Source organism: Tenacibaculum retecalamus, from assembly GCF_027941755.1.
In the GTDB taxonomy this organism is placed as follows: Bacteria; Bacteroidota; Bacteroidia; order Flavobacteriales; family Flavobacteriaceae; genus Polaribacter; species Polaribacter haliotis_B.
The window spans coordinates 2,790,070-2,806,473 of sequence record NZ_CP115916.1; the positions used below are offsets into that span (position 1 = coordinate 2,790,070).

Sequence of the window (16,404 nt, forward strand, 5' to 3'; positions counted from 1 at the left end):
TGGCGATTAAAATCGATATCCTAAATTAATTCCCACTCTTGGTACTACTGAACGAGACTCTGAAGTAAACATATTTCTTCCTAAACCACCATATACATCAATAACAAAACCACCACCAGAAATATATTTAGAACCTAAAGCAATACCTAAAGCACCATCTGTATATTCATTATTGTTTCTAATTCCGTTATTAATACCTAAAAAAACTTCTCCAAAATAATTCCAATTATTATTGTCGGTAAAATAATGACGAAAATATGGCGTAATCATCCATTCTTCATTGTATCTAAAATCAGATGATTTTTTTTCAAAATTAAATAATGCTGAAATTCCTATCGATGAACGACTAGCTGTGTAATGTTCATAAGATACTTCTATCGTTTTTAACGCTAATGCATCTAAAATATCAACTTTAACTTCTTTTTGGGCTTGTGCTAATGCGCTGATAAAAACAACAGCTATTAAAAGTATTTTTTTCATATTTAAATTTTAAATCAATTATAGTTTTAACTAACTATCAATTACAATACCACAAAAATACATTAAATGTATAATGTGCTGCAAAAAATAAAATATTGTTTTTTTTATTAAGAACAATTGCAATCAGCACTGCAACCCTGACTTTTTTTAGTTTTAATAAAGAATTTTTTCACTAAAAAAAACACCGCCAAACCTACTATTATATATGTAATAATTTCTTGCATTAACTTAGTATTTGATATGCTGCAAATGCCGATAAATATGCCAATATTCCCATACCAAACAATTGTACAAGTGGCCATTTCCAGCTTTTAGTTTCTCTTTTTACAATTGCCAAAGTAGCCATACATTGCATAGCAAAGGCATAAAACAATAGTAACGACATTCCGGTGGCAAAATTGAATCGTTTTTCACCAGTTTCTATATTTATTTCTGATGCCATCTTCTCTTTAATTGTTGAAATATCTTCATCATCATTTTCAACACTATAAATTGTAGCTAAAGTACCTATAAACACTTCTCTTGCTGCAAACGAAGCTATTAACCCTATTCCAATTTTCCAATCATACCCTAATGGTTTTACAACTGGTTCTATTGCTTTTCCTGCGATTCCTATATAAGAGTTTTCTAATTTTGCTGATGCTATTTTTTGCGATAATTCTGCTTCAGGTAGTTGTTGATTTGCAATATTTTCAATTACATTTTTTTCTGCATTTTCAAACGATAAAGGTCCGTTTGATGCTAAAAACCACAATACAATTGATATTGCCAAAATTATTTTACCTGCTCCAAAAACAAAAGCTTTTGTTTTTTCTAATACATCAAAAAACACATTTTTCGCCGACGGAAGCTTATAATTAGGCATTTCCATCACAAAAAATGAAGTGTTTTTTATTTTTAATGTTTTATGTAAAATATAAGCTCCTATAATTGCCGCGCCAAAACCAAGAACATACAATCCTAACAAAGTGAATCCTTGTAAGCTTAAAATTCCAAATATTTTTGTATCTGGTATTATTAAAGCAATTAAGATAGCGTATACAGGTAAACGTGCAGAACAAGTTGTAAATGGTACTACCAGAATTGTAATTAAACGTTCTTTCCAACTAGAAATAGTTCGTGTTGCCATTATTGCAGGAATTGAACAAGCTGTTCCTGAAATTAACGGAATTACACTTTTACCACTCATACCAAAACGTCGCATAATTTTATCCATCAAAAACACAACTCTACTCATATAACCTGTTTCTTCAAGAATAGCAATGAAGAAAAATAAAATTGCTATCTGCGGAATAAAAATAATAACACCTCCAATTCCAGGAATAATTCCTTCAGTTAATAAATCGGTAAACATTCCTGTTGGCAAATTCGCTTTTGTAAATTCTGCAATATTTGCAAATAAACCATCTATCAAATCCATTGGAGTAGATGCCCAATCAAAAACAGATTGAAAAATCAGCAATAATAATCCGAAGAAAATAACGTAACCAAATATTTTGTGTGTAAAAACTTTATCTAACTTCGATCGTAAATCTGTTGCTTTAGAAGCATCAACTTTATATGCTTTCTTTAAAATTGAATTGATTTTTTGATATCGATAAATTGTTTCCTTATGTTGATACTTTTTTTGTTTAGAATCATCATCATTAAATGCCTCTAATTGTTTTTTTTCATATTCAGAAAGTATAGATGTATCTTTCTTTGTAAGCATCATCCATAATTCGTAAGATGAAAAATTAGTACTCTTTTTTGATAATTCATTAAAATATTCTGCATCAATTTTATTGGAAATTTCATTAAAATTTGAATATTTTTTTAAAGCTTTATAGTTTGTAATTTCTTCTTTTAGGCCTACTATTCCTTCATTATTTCTAGCCGAAATTAAAACCACTTTTGTTTGTAGCTCTCTCTCTAAACTATCAATATCAATCGAAATCCCTTTACGTTTCAATTGATCTGCCATATTTATGGCTAAAATGGTAGGTGTTTCTAAATCTTGTATTTGAGAAAATAGTAATAAATTTCGTTTTAAATTCTCTACATCTGCGACTACAACAATTACATCTGGTTGCTCACTTTCTTGAGAATTTAATAAGGTTTTTAAAACGATACTTTCGTCTATAGAAGTTGGGTTTATACTGTAAGTCCCAGGTAAATCTGTTATAATTGCCGATTTATTTTCTGACAATTTACAAACTCCCTGTTTTTTATCGACTGTTACTCCTGGATAATTACCTACTTTTTGACTTAACCCCGTTAATTGATTAAATAATGACGTTTTTCCGGTGTTCGGATTTCCAATTAAAGCTACTTTAATACGATTACCCATCAGTTATATTTTGGTAATTATAATTTGACAAGCAGTTTCTTTTCGAATTGCTAAATGACTTCCGTTTACACATATATACATAGGGTCTTTAAAAGGAGCAACCTGTAATAGTTCTACTTCGGTTCCAGGCAAACAACCCATTTCCAATAATTTTAATGGAATTATATCTAAACATTCTTCAGATATAATTCCTCTCTCTCCGATTTGTAAAGTTGCTATTGAATTCAAAGTAAATGTATAAATTGGCTAGCAAAGATACTAAAATAGAACCATTCTAAACAATAGAAGCTTAACAATCTCAAGTTTCTTTTATTGGTTGTTCAATGTATTTGAAATCTTATATTTGTTGCATGACTTTCGATCAAATCATAGGACAAGAACATATTAAAAAACATTTACAGCAATCGGCTGAAAACAATCGAATACCACATGCGCAACTTTTTGTTGGTAAAGAAGGTAGTGGTACTTTACCCATGGCTATTGCTTATGCTCAATATTTATTATGTAATTTTTCAAGTAATACTGAAGCATGTAATATAAAATGTAATAAGTTACAACATCCAGATTTGCATTTTGCTTTTCCTGTTACTACTAACGATTCGGTAAAAAAACACCCAGTTAGTAATTTGTTTTTAGGTGATTGGAGACGTTTTATTGAAGAACAACCTTATGGTAGTTTATTTAACTGGTCTCAGCACATTGGAGTAGAAAATAAACAAGGTCAAATTGGTGTAGATGAAGCTCAAGACATTGTTAAAAAGCTACAATTAAAATCATATGAAGGCGGTTTTAAAGTAATGATTATTTGGATGGCTGAAAAAATGAATATTGCAGCTTCTAATAAATTACTAAAACTAATTGAAGAGCCACCAAATAAAACTATTTTCTTACTAATTACAGAAGATGAAGAACAAATTATAAATACCATAAAATCTCGCTGTCAGGCCTTATATTTACCTTCCTTAAGTGATGCCGATATAAAAAATACTTTAGTTAAAAACGAAAAAGTAACAGAAAATGAGGCTGCTAAAATAGCACATCAATCTGAAGGGAATTACAATAAAGCACTTCATATATTAAACAACAACTCAAATGACTTAATTTTTGAAGAATGGTTTATTACATGGATTCGTGCCGCTTTTAAAGCCAAAGGAAATGCTGCTGTTATTCAAGATTTAATTAGTTGGTCTGAGGCCATTGCAAAATCGGGTCGTGAAACTCAAAAGCAGTTCTTACAATACTGTTTGCAATTTTTTAGACAAGCGCTATTATTAAATTATGGTGCTCCCGATTTAGTTTTTCTAGAAACAAAATCAGCAAATTTTCAACTATCAAAATTTGCTCCTTTTATACATAGTACGAATATCTTAACTATTGAAAAAGAAGTAAGTGAAGCTCAGTATCATATTGAACGAAACGGGAATGCTAAAATAATTTTGTTAGATTTATCTATAAAACTAACACGTTTATTACATACTAAAGAAGAAAAAATAAAACTATAATTTTGCTAAAAATTAAAAACATATCACTCCGAATTAGAATCTTCCTTTCCATGATATTATTGGTGTTACTAGCATCAATTTTAATTATTAGCGTTACCATATTTCAATATGGTGAACAAACAGACGATTATAATACGCTACGTTTTAACAGAAAAGAAAGTGCTACAAAACAAGATATTGAAATTGAGTTAAAACGCAAGACAACCTATGCGGTTACTACTAATAATTTAGCTAAAATTTTTCAAGATCGTATTTATGATATTGCCTACGTGCATAAACTTACCGTATCTATGTACGATATGGAAGGGCTACTTTTAAAATCGTCTATTCCTTATAATTTTGATAAAAAAGAAGGTAAAAACTTAGCTTCAGAAATCATTGTAGAACTTGCTAATAACTCTGATCATAAAGTTATAAAAGACAAAGATGAAAAAGGAATAACCTACCAATCTTCTTACACTTACATAAACGATACACGTTTTAAAAGAATTGGTATTTTAAAATTACAAATAGCACAGGATAACGAAGAACAAAAGCACGAATTACGTGAATTTATATCTCGCTTATTACTAGTTTATCTATTAATGTTTATCATCGCTATTTCGTTAGCTTATTTTTTATCAAGCTATATTACACGCTCTATTCAAACGATTTCTGAAAAAATTAAAGAAACACGTTTAAATCAGCGTAATGAAAAAATCACCTTGAATTCTGCTAGTTCAGAAATAAATTCTTTGATTGATTCTTACAATAATATGATTGATCAATTAGAAGAAAGTGCCGTAAAACTTGCTAGAAGTGAACGTGAACAAGCTTGGAGAGAAATGGCAAAACAAGTAGCGCATGAAATAAAAAATCCGCTAACACCAATGCGTCTTTCTGTACAGAGTTTCGATAGGCGATTTAATCCTGAAGATCCGAAGATTAAAGAAAAGATGTCTGAATATAGCGAAACATTAATTCAACAAATTGATGTAATGAGTTCTATCGCTTCTGCTTTTTCCGATTTTGCGAAAATGCCTACTCAACGTAGAGAAAAATTAGATGTTGTTGATGTTGTTAAACATTCTTTAGATATTTTCTCTGAAGATTACATACATTACATTCCGCAAGAAACCGAGCTATTTGCTAACTTAGATAAAACGCAATTGATAAGAATTTTAACTAATTTAATAAAAAATGCAACACAAGCAATTAAAAAAAGTGAACCAAACCCTAAAATTGAAGTAAAAGTAACTTCTGATGGAAATAACGTGAAAATTACCGTTTCTGATAACGGAAAAGGAATTACTGATGAAAATAAAGAATTAATTTTTGAACCTAAATTCACCACCAAAACAAGCGGAATGGGCTTAGGTTTACCAATGATAAAAAACATAATTGAAGCGTACGACGGCTCTATCAGCTTTACATCAAAAGAAGATATCGGAACTGTTTTTACCGTAATTTTACCTAAAACTTAATCAAATGAATTTCGAAAAAATCTTAGTATCTATTACTAACGGATTAGCAACAGTTACCATTAACAGACCTAAAAAATTAAATGCTTTAAACAGTACTACAATTGAAGAATTAAGTACTGCTTTTGAAGCTTTAGAAGATGATATCAATGTAAAAACAATCATTATTACTGGTAGTGGAGAAAAAGCATTTGTAGCAGGTGCTGATATTTCTGAGTTTGCAAATTTCTCTGTAGAAGAAGGAGCTAGATTAGCTAGACTAGGGCAAGAATCTTTATTTGATTTAATTGAAAACTTAGCAACTCCTGTAATAGCTGCCATAAATGGTTTTGCTTTAGGTGGCGGATTAGAATTAGCAATGGCCTGTCATTTTAGAATAGCATCAGACAATGCAAAAATGGGATTACCAGAAGTGTCTTTAGGTGTAATTCCTGGTTACGGTGGTACGCAACGTTTACCTCAATTAGTTGGTAAAGGAAAAGCCATGGAATTAATTATGACTGCCGGAATGATTTCTGCAGAAGATGCCAAACAATGGGGATTAGTAAACCATGTGGTAACCCAAGATGAGTTAGTGCCTTTAGCAGAAAAGTTAGCTAGTAAAATAATGCGTAATTCTTCTGTAGCAATTAGCGCAGCAATTAGAGCCGTAAACGACAATTTTAAAGATGGCGTAAATGGTTTTGAAACTGAAATTGCTGAGTTTGGTGATTCTTTTGGTACCGAAGATTTTAAAGAAGGAACTACTGCTTTTTTAGAAAAAAGAAAACCAATTTTTCCTGGGGAATAAAAATTTAAATTTAATCATAAAAAAAGCATTTAGGTTTTAAAATCTAAATGCTTTTTTTCTTAAGGGGAATCATTAATAACAGGGGGATTATCAAATCATGTTGTAAATATATATAATATTAACACATACACAACATTTATTTAAAAACTTTACCATAAAATAATTTTTTTTAACAGAACATTGAAATATGTTTATTTTATCCCACTCCATTCATCATGAAATTGTTGTAAGAAACTTTGCATATAATTATGCCTTTCTAAAGCTATTTTTTTTCCTGCTTGAGTATTCATTTTATCTTTAAGAAGCAATAACTTTTCATGAAAATGATTGATTGTTGGTGCAGTAGATTTTTTATACTCGTCTTTTGTCATATTTAAATTAGGAGCAATTTCAGGATCATATAAAGCCCTGTTTTTAAATCCGCCATAATTAAAGCAACGAGCAATTCCTATCGCTCCAATCGCATCTAACCTATCTGCATCTTGAATTACAGCTAATTCTGGTGAACTAAATTTTTCTCCGCTTGCCAAACTTGTTTTAAAAGAAATATATTGAATAATATTTTCTATATGGATAATAATATCTTCGTTAACTTGTTGATTTTCTAAAAACTCACGCGCCAATTTTGGCCCACAGTTTCATCTCCGTTATAAAATTTAGCATCTGCAATATCATGTAACAAAGCACCTAATGACACTATAAACCCATCCACCGTTTCATCTTTTGCAATTAATAAAGCATTTTTATACACACGCTCTATATGAAACCAATCGTGTCCTCCTTCTGCACCTTGTAATCTTTCTTTTACAAAGGTTATTGTATTTTCTATAATTTGCTCTTTATTCATGCTTCAAAAATAAAAAATCCTGTGCTAATGAATAACACAGGACTGTAATAATATAAAAATACATTTTTTAAACCGTAATCGATTCTTTAATCAAATTATTAGCAACTAAATATTCCGCTATTTGTATAGTATTCGTTGCGGCTCCCTTACGAAGGTTATCAGAAACAACCCAAAGATTTAAAGTATTTTCTTGAGATTCATCTCTACGAATTCGTCCTACAAAAACTTCATCTTTATTATGTGCAGTAATTGGCATTGGGTATAAATTATTCGCTACATCATCTTGTACTATAATTCCGTTTGTATTGTCTAAAATATCACGAACTTCTTTTAAATCAAAATCATTTTTAAACTGTACGTTTACAGCTTCAGAGTGCCCTCCTGCAGTAGGAATTCTAACCGCAGTTGCTGTAACAGAAAAAGAAGCATCACGTAAAATCTTCTTTGGTTCTTTTACCAATTTCATCTCTTCTTTAGTGTATCCATTTTCTAAAAAAACATCGCAATGTGGCAAAGCATTTCTTCCTATTTTATGAGGATAAGCCATATCACCTTCAATACCAGCCTCTTCGTTGGCTAATTGTTGTACTGCTTTTATACCGGTTCCTGAAACAGATTGATAGGTAGAAATAACCACACGTTTCATCGTGTATTTTTTATGCAAAGGCGCTAATGCCATTACTAACTGAATCGTAGAACAGTTAGGATTTGCAATAATTTTATCTTCTGATGTTAACACATCTCCGTTAATTTCTGGAACAACTAATTTTTTGGTAGAATCCATTCTCCAAGCAGAAGAATTATCAATTACTGTTGTACCAACTTCTGCAAATTTTGGTGCCCAAATTAAAGAAGTTTCACCTCCTGCAGAAAACAAAGCCAAATCTGGCTTCATATTTACAGCCGTTTCTAAACCAACAACAGTATATTCAGTTCCTTTAAATTCAATTTTATTACCAACTGAACGTTCAGACGCAACAGGAATTAATTCTGTTACACGAAAATTACGTTCTGCTAATATTTGTAACATTACATTACCTACCATTCCGGTGGCCCCTACAACTGCTACTCTCATTTTTTTAATATTAAGTATGTTAATAAACTTTAATCTATACAAATACAAAGGTTTAAAAAAATTGAATTAGTTGTATCTGTTTTTATTAAAATTTTTGGTTAAAGTTTAAAAAACATCAAATTGTAGTAAAAAGTGTGGTTTTAAACATTAAAAATCAAAAAAGAAGTACATTTGCAAAGATTTTATAGAAATCAACATACATTTTGACTAACTAAAAAAAGTATAGCATGCAACTGTACAATAAGTTAAGCGCAAAAGAACGCGCTGCATTAATTGACGAAGCCGGTAAGGATCGTTTAACAATTTCTTTCTATCAATATTTTAAGATAGAAAACCCACAATTATTTAGAGATAAATTATTCCTAGAATGGGATCAATTAGAGGTACTTGGTAGAACTTATGTTTCTTACGAAGGAATTAACGCACAAATGTCTGTTCCTGCGGAGAATTTCTTACAACTGAAAGAACAATTAGATGCAATTTCATTTTTAAAAGATATTCGTTTAAATGTTGCTGTTGAACACGATAATAAATCGTTTTTAAAGTTAAAAGTAAAGGTTCGTAACAAGATTGTGGCAGATGGTTTAAATGATGATACTTTTGATGTTACTGATAAAGGCGTGCATTTAAATGCTATAGAGTTTAATGAAATGTTAGCGAATCCAAACACAGTTTGTGTAGATATGCGTAATCATTACGAAAGCGAAATTGGGCATTTTGACGGCGCAATTACCCCTGATGTAGATACTTTTCGAGATTCTTTAGATATTATTGAAGAAGACTTAAAGGATAATAAAGAAGATAAAAATTTATTGATGTATTGTACTGGCGGAATTCGCTGTGAAAAAGCTTCTGCATATTACAAACACAAAGGTTTTAAAAACGTTTTTCAGTTAGAAGGCGGAATTATAGAATATACACGTCAGGTAAAAGATGAAGGCGTTGAGAATAAATTTATCGGTAAAAACTTCGTTTTCGATCATCGAAGAGCTGAGCGAATTACTAATGATGTAGTTGCTAACTGTCACCAATGTGGTAAAGCTTGCGATGAGCATACAAATTGTGCTAACGAAGCCTGTCATTTACTTTTTATTCAATGCAGTGAATGTGCTAAAAAAACTGAAAATACTTGTTCTACCGATTGTCAAGAAGTAATTCAATTATCTTTTGAAGAACAAAAAGAATTGAGAAAAGGAAAAGGAAATAGTAACAAAATATTTAAAAAAGGACGATCTGAAGTTCTTAAATTTAAAAAATAATTCAAATCAAAAGCACTCTTTCGAGTGCTTTTTCTTTTTAAATGAGTATTTTTATATTCTAATTTAGCATCTAAAAATGTCACTTCAACCAATACATCGTAAAATTATTCATGTAGACATGGATGCCTTTTATGCTTCGGTTGAGCAATTAGACAATCCTGACTTAAGAAACAAACCTCTTGCTGTTGGTGGTAATGAAATACGCGGTGTAGTTTCAGCAGCCAGCTACGAAGCTCGTAAATTTGGTGTTAGATCGGCTATGAGTGGCGTGTTAGCTAAAAAAAAATGTCCGCATTTAATATTTGTTCCTCCGAGGTTTGATCGTTACAAAGAGATCTCTTCTAAAATTAGAGCAATTTTTTACGATTATACCGATTTGGTTGAGCCACTTTCTTTAGATGAAGCTTATTTAGACGTTACCGAAAATAAAAAAAGTAATTTATCAGCTAGTTTAATTGCCAAAGAAATTCGTGAACGTATATGGAACGAACTCGAATTAAGAGCATCCGCAGGAATATCTATCAATAAATTTGTAGCTAAAATTGCTTCTGACATAAACAAACCTAACGGTCAAAAAACTATTAATCCTGATGAAGTTGTTCCGTTTTTAGAAGAGTTATCTGTCAATAAATTTTATGGCGTAGGTAAAGTTACCGCTGCTAAAATGCATAATTTAGGCATTTTTAAAGGGTTAGATTTAAAGAAAAAAACACTAGAAGAGCTTACTATTTTGTTTGGTAAATCTGGATTGCATTATTACAATATTGTAAGAGGAATTCATTATAGCGAGGTAAAACCGAATAGGGTTCGGAAGTCGGTAGCTGCTGAGACTACTTTTAATGAAAATTTATCTTCTGAAATTTTTATGTTACAACGTCTTGAAAAAATAGCAGATGAGTTAGAACGCAGAATGAAAAAATCGAATACGAAAGGAAAAACTGTTACTTTAAAAATAAAATATAGCGATTTTACACAACAAACTAGAAGTAAAACTGTTGATAATTACATTCAGAATAAACAAAATTTTTATCCGATTATAAAAGAACTGTTATATCAAGAATCTTTAAAAAATTCCGTTCGTTTACTCGGTATTTCTTTTAGCAATTTAAATACAGAGATGAAAGAACCGATATGGGTACAATTAAAATTTAATTTTTAGACTAAAGGTATTCTTAAAGATACTTTTGTTCCACTTACATTCCCGTTTTCATCCGTTAAATCAATATATCTCAACGAATAATTTCCTTGATATTGTTCAGAAAAATTTTCTAATCTTTCTTTCGTTAAATCAATACCTATCGACTTTCTATTTAAGGTTTTATTACTTTTAATTTTAAAAGCTTCTTTACGACCAATTCCGTTATCCTCTACTTCAATCTGATAAAAATCATCTGATATTTTATCAACCGATAATTGAACTCTTTTTTCTCCTTTTTTTGAAGATAATCCATGCCAAATAGAGTTTTCTAGAAAAGGTTGTAAAATTAATGGCGGAATTTTAACGGTTTCTAAATTAAGATTAGGATTAAAGTTTTCTTCATAAATAATTTCATTCGAAAAACGAATATTTTCAATACTCATATACAAAGCCATCGTTTTAAGTTCTTCTGAAAGAGGAACTTCTTTCACTGAAGATGACTCTAAAATACTTCTAATTAATTTTGAGAATTTATTTAAATAATGGACTGCGTTTTTCTGTTCGTTATTTATAATGTATAACTTAATAGAATTTAATGCATTGAATAAAAAATGAGGGTTCATTTGAATTCGCAAAGCATCTTGTTCTAAATGCAAAATTTGCTTATCATTTTTTAATAAACTTTGTCTGTATATTGAATATAATAAAACACCAAATAAAGCTATGGATACCAGTGCAATAATTAAAATATTACGGTTTCTTAATAATTTAAGTTTAGCTATTTCGGTTTCTTTTGCTAAATGCTTTAACTTATTACTACTTACTTCACTGTCGTATTTATTTATAAGACTATTCATATATCTAATATTATTACTACTAGATACTTGGTTTTCTAACGCTATAGTTTTATGATAATATTCTAATGCTTCTTTATATTTTGCTTTTTTTTGATTTAATTCAGATAAATATTTATAAGATAAAATTAAACTCGATGGAGTATTATTTTCTAAACCAATTTTAAGTGATTTATCTAAATATTCTTCAGCTTCTTTATATTTATTTAATTTTATAAGTACCAACGATAATGTATTGTATACCGAAGACAAATAGTACTTATTTCCAATTTTTTCTATAGATGGAACTACTTCTATAATATAAGTATATGCTTCGTTATACTCTCCTTTTTTTATTAAAACATTTGCAATACTATTATGACATATTACTTTACCTAAACGATCTTTATTTAAGGTATTATATGCTAATGATTTTTTATAGCTCTTTAACGCTACATCTAAATCACCAATGTTTTCATGCGCAAACCCTATGTTCTGGTGATTTATTGCTAAACCTCTTATATCATTTAATTTTTCCTGAATAACAATTGATTCATTAAATTTATCTAAAGCCTTTCCGTACTGTTTTAGCGTTAAATAAATATTACCGACACTATTAATTGCAATACTTTTACTCTTTTTAATATCATTACTCGGCGCTTTTATTTTAGCTATAATTTCTAAAACTCGCTGATGGTAACTTAAAGCAGATCTAATTTTATCTTGACGTCTATATACAACTCCTAACTGATTTAATGTTACCACTTCGGCTTCTATACTTCTTATTTTTATCGCTAACTCTAAAGCCTCCTTATATTTCTCTATTGCCTTATCATATTCTGTAACATTTCGATAAGATCTTCCCTGAATATTTTTAGCGTATATAATGCCTAAATTATAATTGGCTTTTTTACTTTTTGATAAAAAAGAATCTATTTCTAAGTCTGTAAATCTAATTTTTCTAAATTGTTTTTGAAGCAAAAAGTAATTCACTTCCTTTTTAGCTAATATACTAGAAGCTACACTATCCATCTTTTTCTGAGGAAAACAAACATTTGTAATAAAACAAAATAGAACTGTTATGAGGAAGTTTTTCATTATTAAAATTTTTCTAGAAAATCTGATTTTCTTTGACGTGAAACTGGAATTTTATGATTATCCTCTAAAACAACATAACCATCTGACTTTAAAAACTCTTTAATTTTATTTAAGTTTATAACAAATGAATTGTGAATTCTAAAAAAATGATCTTCAGGGAGTAATAAGTTTATTTCCTTTAACTTCTTTGTTACAACAATCTTCTTATTATTGGTTGTATGGATTGATGAATAATTTCCATCTGATTCAACAAATAAAATATCCGACTCTTCCAAGAAAATTAATTTTCCATCAGTATTTATAGTTATTTTTCTTTTATTAAACTTCCTATTAAATTTTGTTAGTATTTGATCAAACTTATCGTTGTTGTGATTTTTTGAATGATGATTTTTAATTCGATTTACTGTTTCTTCTAAATCATCTGAATCTACAGGTTTAAGAAGGTAATCTATAGCTTCGTTTTTTAAAGCTTTTATTGCATATTCATTATAAGCGGTGGTAATAACTATTGCAAAATCTTTTTTATTTAGCTTTTCAAGTAATTGAAATCCATCCATGGTTGGCATTTCAATATCTAAAAAAAGGCAATCGATTGGATTTTCATTAATATACTTTATTGCTTTTTCGGCTTCTGTAAATGTTTGTATAATTTCTAAATCATTATTAAAATTAGACAATTCCCAAGTAAGGCCTTGTATTGCCTTAGGTTCATCATCAACAATTACAGCTTTTAACATAAAGTAATATTTTATACCAAATATAGCAGATATTTAATCAATACTAAAACCCGAAAAACGTAAAAACACGACTTAAAGCACGAGAAATATACCTAAAACAACAAAACAAAAACCATCTACACACAAACTCACACCGTTTACACATAAACCTCTTTTTAAAATATATTTTCGTCGCATATTTGCACCATAATACACAAGGAAATCATATTGGTAAATTGGGGGATTAATCAATTAATGAAGTTATAAAAAAAACACTACTTATATAAGTAGTGTTTTTTGTTTTTGGATGCTTTCATAAAAAAACCAGCAAAATAAATTTACTGGTTTTCACTAATTTTTATCTAAGTAATTAACTATTTTATTTTCATCGATTTTGCAATTGCTTCTAATTCAAACAAAAAATCACGCTTATTTACAGAAGGTGCGTAGGTAAAGCCTTCAAAAATAACCAACCGATTATTTTTCTTATCAATGATCGTATAATTTATAAACGATCCAGCCATAAAATCATTTTTAACTTCCCATTTACCACGAGTTTCATACGCTTTTTTCCCATCCAATTCTGCATCAAAAGTAAATGACGTGTATGCTTGTTCGGTAATCATGTACATCCCTTCTTTACTTCCAGGTATGTGTTTTTTACCAATGGTATCACGTACCGCAGTAATATTATCTGCAACCGTGTTTTCATCCTTTAAAGGAACGCTGTATATTAAAATATTATTAGTTCCATCTCCTCTCGCGATTCCGCTTTTTAAACGTTGACGAAACCAAATAAAATCACCTGTATCTTCAACCAATCTAAACCTTTTAGGAATATCTAATGATAATCCTATATTCTGAATAGTTTTGAACTTAGTTTCATCTATACGATCCTTTTTAAAAATACGTTGAGTAAACCTAATATCCTCCTCTTTAAATAACTTAATAATTTCTTTTCCTCTGTTACTTAAAAGAGCTAATATTCCTGCTTCGTTTTTAGCCGTGGCATGCACTATAATTTGCGGAGAAGCATACCTATTTTTCTCAACAGTAATACCTTCTTTTTGGCCTTCTTTAAGGATTAAAATAGCTTTTCCATGTCTCATAAAACTACTAAACCCTACCGGATCTATTTGACTAACCGATAATAAGGTTTCTGGCTGTGGTAAACCTACTTGATGCTCTCCAAAAACTTTACGAATTTGATCTCCTATTTTTCCTTCCCAATCTAATCCTTTTGTAACCACCATTATTTTGTTAGTGTTACCATTAGAGGTAGGTAAAGTGTAACCATCCTTACCATTACCTGTATTACATGATATTGTTAAAAGTACCAAAACAAATAATATTATTGTTTTTTTCATAGTTTGTAGTTTTTAAACGTTGATTTTAGCTCTTAAAAATTTTAAGTTTCATTCCTGGTTTTAGACTTTTTACACTCCAAATATTGTTCCACTTTTTAATTTGCTCTATAGAAACTGATGGATATTTTTTAGAGATTGTCCACAATGAGTCTCCATTTTGTACTACATAAACATCATGCTTACCAGTTGGCACCTTATATTTTTTTTTAGAAACTTTTTTAGAAACGCCAATTTTCTTCGGATAAATACTTAAGCGTTGCCCTATTTTTAAACGATGGTTACGCATACCGTTCCAACGTTTTATATCACTAACTCTTACGCCAAACTTATTTGCTATTTTACCTAAATAATCACCGCTACGCACTTTATAACGGATGCGTTTATCCATCTCAAAATACTTAGGTAAAGGTTTTTCTCTTTTACTTTCATCTTCATTCGCTAAAACATAAATTTCTTTCTCTTTATCCAAAAAATCAATCATATTTTTTCGAGGCAAACGAACTGCGTAATTTTTATTTTTTACATAAGGGATGATATCTAACTTGTAAGACGGATTTAAAAAAGATAATAATTCTGAATCTATCTTTGTTTTTTCTGAAATCTGATCAAAACTAACCGTTCTTTTTACGCGAACAGTATCGGTTTCGAAATGAAAAATATTAGGTGGTTCTGGATAAATTCCATGTTCTTCGGCATATTCGAAAATATACATAGTTGCATAAAATGCAGGTACATAACTTGCAGTTTCGCGAGGTAAAAACGGACGAATATTCCAATAATTACGGTAACCTCCTGAACGTTTTATAGCTTTTGAAACATTTCCAGGCCCGAATTATAAGCTGCCAAAGCCAAATCCCAATCACCAAAAATTCTATATAATTGACTTAAATATTTACACGCTGCAATTGTTGCTTTTACAGGGTCTTGGCGCTCATCAACATACGAATTTACCTTTAAATCAAACTGAACTCCTGTACCATACATAAATTGCCATAAACCTGTTGCGCCCACTCTAGAGCGAGCTGCGGGACGTAAAGCAGATTCTACAATCGCTAAGTATTTCATTTCTAACGGAACATCAAACTGATCTAAGTACTGCTCAAACATCGGAAAGTAATATTGCGCCTTTGCCATTAATGCCGGATAATATTTTTTACGATATTTTAAATAACTATTAATTACCTTTTCTAATGACGGATTATAGGCCAAGTGAAATGGTGTTTTTAAATCTAAATCTGTTAGCCGTTTTTTTAATAAATCTGAAGAAAGAATGGTAGTTGTATTACCTATAATATCTTTATCGTTAATCACATATTGAATACTATCAAATAATGATGAATTAAACTTTTCTTCAATCAATAAACTATCAATAATTTTTAAATCTGCATCAGAATATAATTCTTCTGCCTGTTTTATTTTGATAGAATCTATGGCAACCAAAGTTGAATCAACAATTGTTTCTACAACTGTTTTAGGTATCAAAATACTATCAACAGGTTGCTGTGCAAAA

The 16,404-nt window shown here is 29.9% G+C and carries 12 protein-coding genes and 2 pseudogenes; 5 read left to right on the plus strand and 9 right to left on the minus strand.

The features are described 5' to 3' along the window. Positions 1-6: 6 nt before the first annotated feature. From PG912_RS13150 to PG912_RS13165, 3 genes are all read right to left on the minus strand, one after another. Entirely contained in the window at positions 7-480 is a 474-nt protein-coding gene (locus tag PG912_RS13150; RefSeq protein WP_275687900.1) for a DUF3575 domain-containing protein, read from the minus strand. Between the two features lie 223 nt (positions 481-703). Beyond that, on the minus strand, positions 704-2,809 hold the full coding sequence (gene feoB / locus PG912_RS13160; RefSeq protein WP_275687902.1) for a ferrous iron transport protein B: 2,106 nt from the start codon (positions 2,807-2,809) through the stop codon (positions 704-706). Between the two features lie 3 nt (positions 2,810-2,812). Continuing rightward, entirely contained in the window at positions 2,813-3,037 is a 225-nt protein-coding gene (locus tag PG912_RS13165) for a FeoA family protein (protein ID WP_275687903.1), read from the minus strand. 122 nt (positions 3,038-3,159) lie between these two features. On the opposite strand from PG912_RS13165, the gene PG912_RS13170 reads away from it, so the two are divergent. Genes PG912_RS13170 through PG912_RS13180 form a run of 3 tightly spaced genes read left to right on the plus strand, consistent with a single transcriptional unit; the run spans position 3,160 to position 6,561 of the window. Continuing rightward, positions 3,160-4,311, plus strand: a complete 1,152-nt coding sequence (locus PG912_RS13170) for a DNA polymerase III subunit (RefSeq protein WP_275687904.1) — start codon at positions 3,160-3,162, stop codon at positions 4,309-4,311. Positions 4,312-4,361: 50 nt separating this feature from the next. Next, positions 4,362-5,774, plus strand: a complete 1,413-nt coding sequence (locus PG912_RS13175; RefSeq protein ID WP_275689061.1) for a sensor histidine kinase — start codon at positions 4,362-4,364, stop codon at positions 5,772-5,774. A gap of 4 nt (positions 5,775-5,778) precedes the next feature. Further along, complete coding sequence (locus PG912_RS13180; protein WP_275687905.1) at positions 5,779-6,561, plus strand: enoyl-CoA hydratase/isomerase family protein; 783 nt, start codon at positions 5,779-5,781, stop codon at positions 6,559-6,561. A 191-nt stretch (positions 6,562-6,752) separates the two neighbouring features. Here the strand turns inward: PG912_RS13180 and PG912_RS13185 are convergent. Further along, a pseudogene (locus tag PG912_RS13185) lies at positions 6,753-7,408 on the minus strand (HD domain-containing protein). Between the two features lie 67 nt (positions 7,409-7,475). Further along, a complete protein-coding gene (locus tag PG912_RS13190; protein ID WP_275687906.1) occupies positions 7,476-8,483 on the minus strand; it encodes an aspartate-semialdehyde dehydrogenase in 1,008 nt (335 codons plus the stop codon). A 227-nt stretch (positions 8,484-8,710) separates the two neighbouring features. Between PG912_RS13190 and trhO the strand changes: the two genes are divergently transcribed. Beyond that, entirely contained in the window at positions 8,711-9,742 is a 1,032-nt protein-coding gene (gene trhO, locus PG912_RS13195; RefSeq protein WP_275687907.1) for an oxygen-dependent tRNA uridine(34) hydroxylase TrhO, read from the plus strand. A gap of 76 nt (positions 9,743-9,818) precedes the next feature. Next, positions 9,819-10,901 carry a DNA polymerase IV gene (dinB, locus tag PG912_RS13200; protein WP_275687908.1) on the plus strand — a complete coding sequence of 361 codons (1,083 nt, stop codon included), beginning with the start codon at positions 9,819-9,821 and terminating at the stop codon, positions 10,899-10,901. On the opposite strand, the gene PG912_RS13205 is transcribed toward dinB, so the two are convergent. From PG912_RS13205 to PG912_RS13865, 4 genes and pseudogenes are all read right to left on the minus strand, one after another. After that, complete coding sequence (locus PG912_RS13205; protein WP_275687909.1) at positions 10,898-12,745, minus strand: tetratricopeptide repeat-containing sensor histidine kinase; 1,848 nt, start codon at positions 12,743-12,745, stop codon at positions 10,898-10,900. The two genes, dinB and PG912_RS13205, sit on opposite strands and share 4 nt — an antisense overlap. Positions 12,746-12,813: 68 nt before the next feature. Next, complete coding sequence (locus tag PG912_RS13210; protein ID WP_275687910.1) at positions 12,814-13,548, minus strand: LytR/AlgR family response regulator transcription factor; 735 nt, start codon at positions 13,546-13,548, stop codon at positions 12,814-12,816. Between the two features lie 353 nt (positions 13,549-13,901). Further along, a complete protein-coding gene (locus PG912_RS13215) occupies positions 13,902-14,894 on the minus strand; it encodes a DUF4837 family protein (protein WP_275687911.1) in 993 nt (330 codons plus the stop codon). Positions 14,895-14,919: 25 nt separating this feature from the next. After that, positions 14,920-16,349 (minus strand): annotated as a pseudogene (locus tag PG912_RS13865) (LysM peptidoglycan-binding domain-containing protein). Positions 16,350-16,404 lie beyond the last annotated feature (55 nt).

Coding starts and splice junctions, on each gene's coding strand:
- PG912_RS13150 (WP_275687900.1), bottom strand. CDS start 480: ATGAAAAAAATACTTTTAATAGCTGTTGTTTTTATCAGCGCATTAGCA.
- feoB (WP_275687902.1), bottom strand. CDS start 2,809: ATGGGTAATCGTATTAAAGTAGCTTTAATTGGAAATCCGAACACCGGA.
- PG912_RS13170 (WP_275687904.1), top strand. CDS start 3,160: ATGACTTTCGATCAAATCATAGGACAAGAACATATTAAAAAACATTTA.
- PG912_RS13175 (WP_275689061.1), top strand. CDS start 4,362: ATGATATTATTGGTGTTACTAGCATCAATTTTAATTATTAGCGTTACC.
- PG912_RS13180 (WP_275687905.1), top strand. CDS start 5,779: ATGAATTTCGAAAAAATCTTAGTATCTATTACTAACGGATTAGCAACA.
- PG912_RS13190 (WP_275687906.1), bottom strand. CDS start 8,483: ATGAGAGTAGCAGTTGTAGGGGCCACCGGAATGGTAGGTAATGTAATG.
- trhO (WP_275687907.1), top strand. CDS start 8,711: ATGCAACTGTACAATAAGTTAAGCGCAAAAGAACGCGCTGCATTAATT.
- dinB (WP_275687908.1), top strand. CDS start 9,819: ATGTCACTTCAACCAATACATCGTAAAATTATTCATGTAGACATGGAT.
- PG912_RS13205 (WP_275687909.1), bottom strand. CDS start 12,745: ATGGATAGTGTAGCTTCTAGTATATTAGCTAAAAAGGAAGTGAATTAC.
- PG912_RS13210 (WP_275687910.1), bottom strand. CDS start 13,548: ATGTTAAAAGCTGTAATTGTTGATGATGAACCTAAGGCAATACAAGGC.
- PG912_RS13215 (WP_275687911.1), bottom strand. CDS start 14,894: ATGAAAAAAACAATAATATTATTTGTTTTGGTACTTTTAACAATATCA.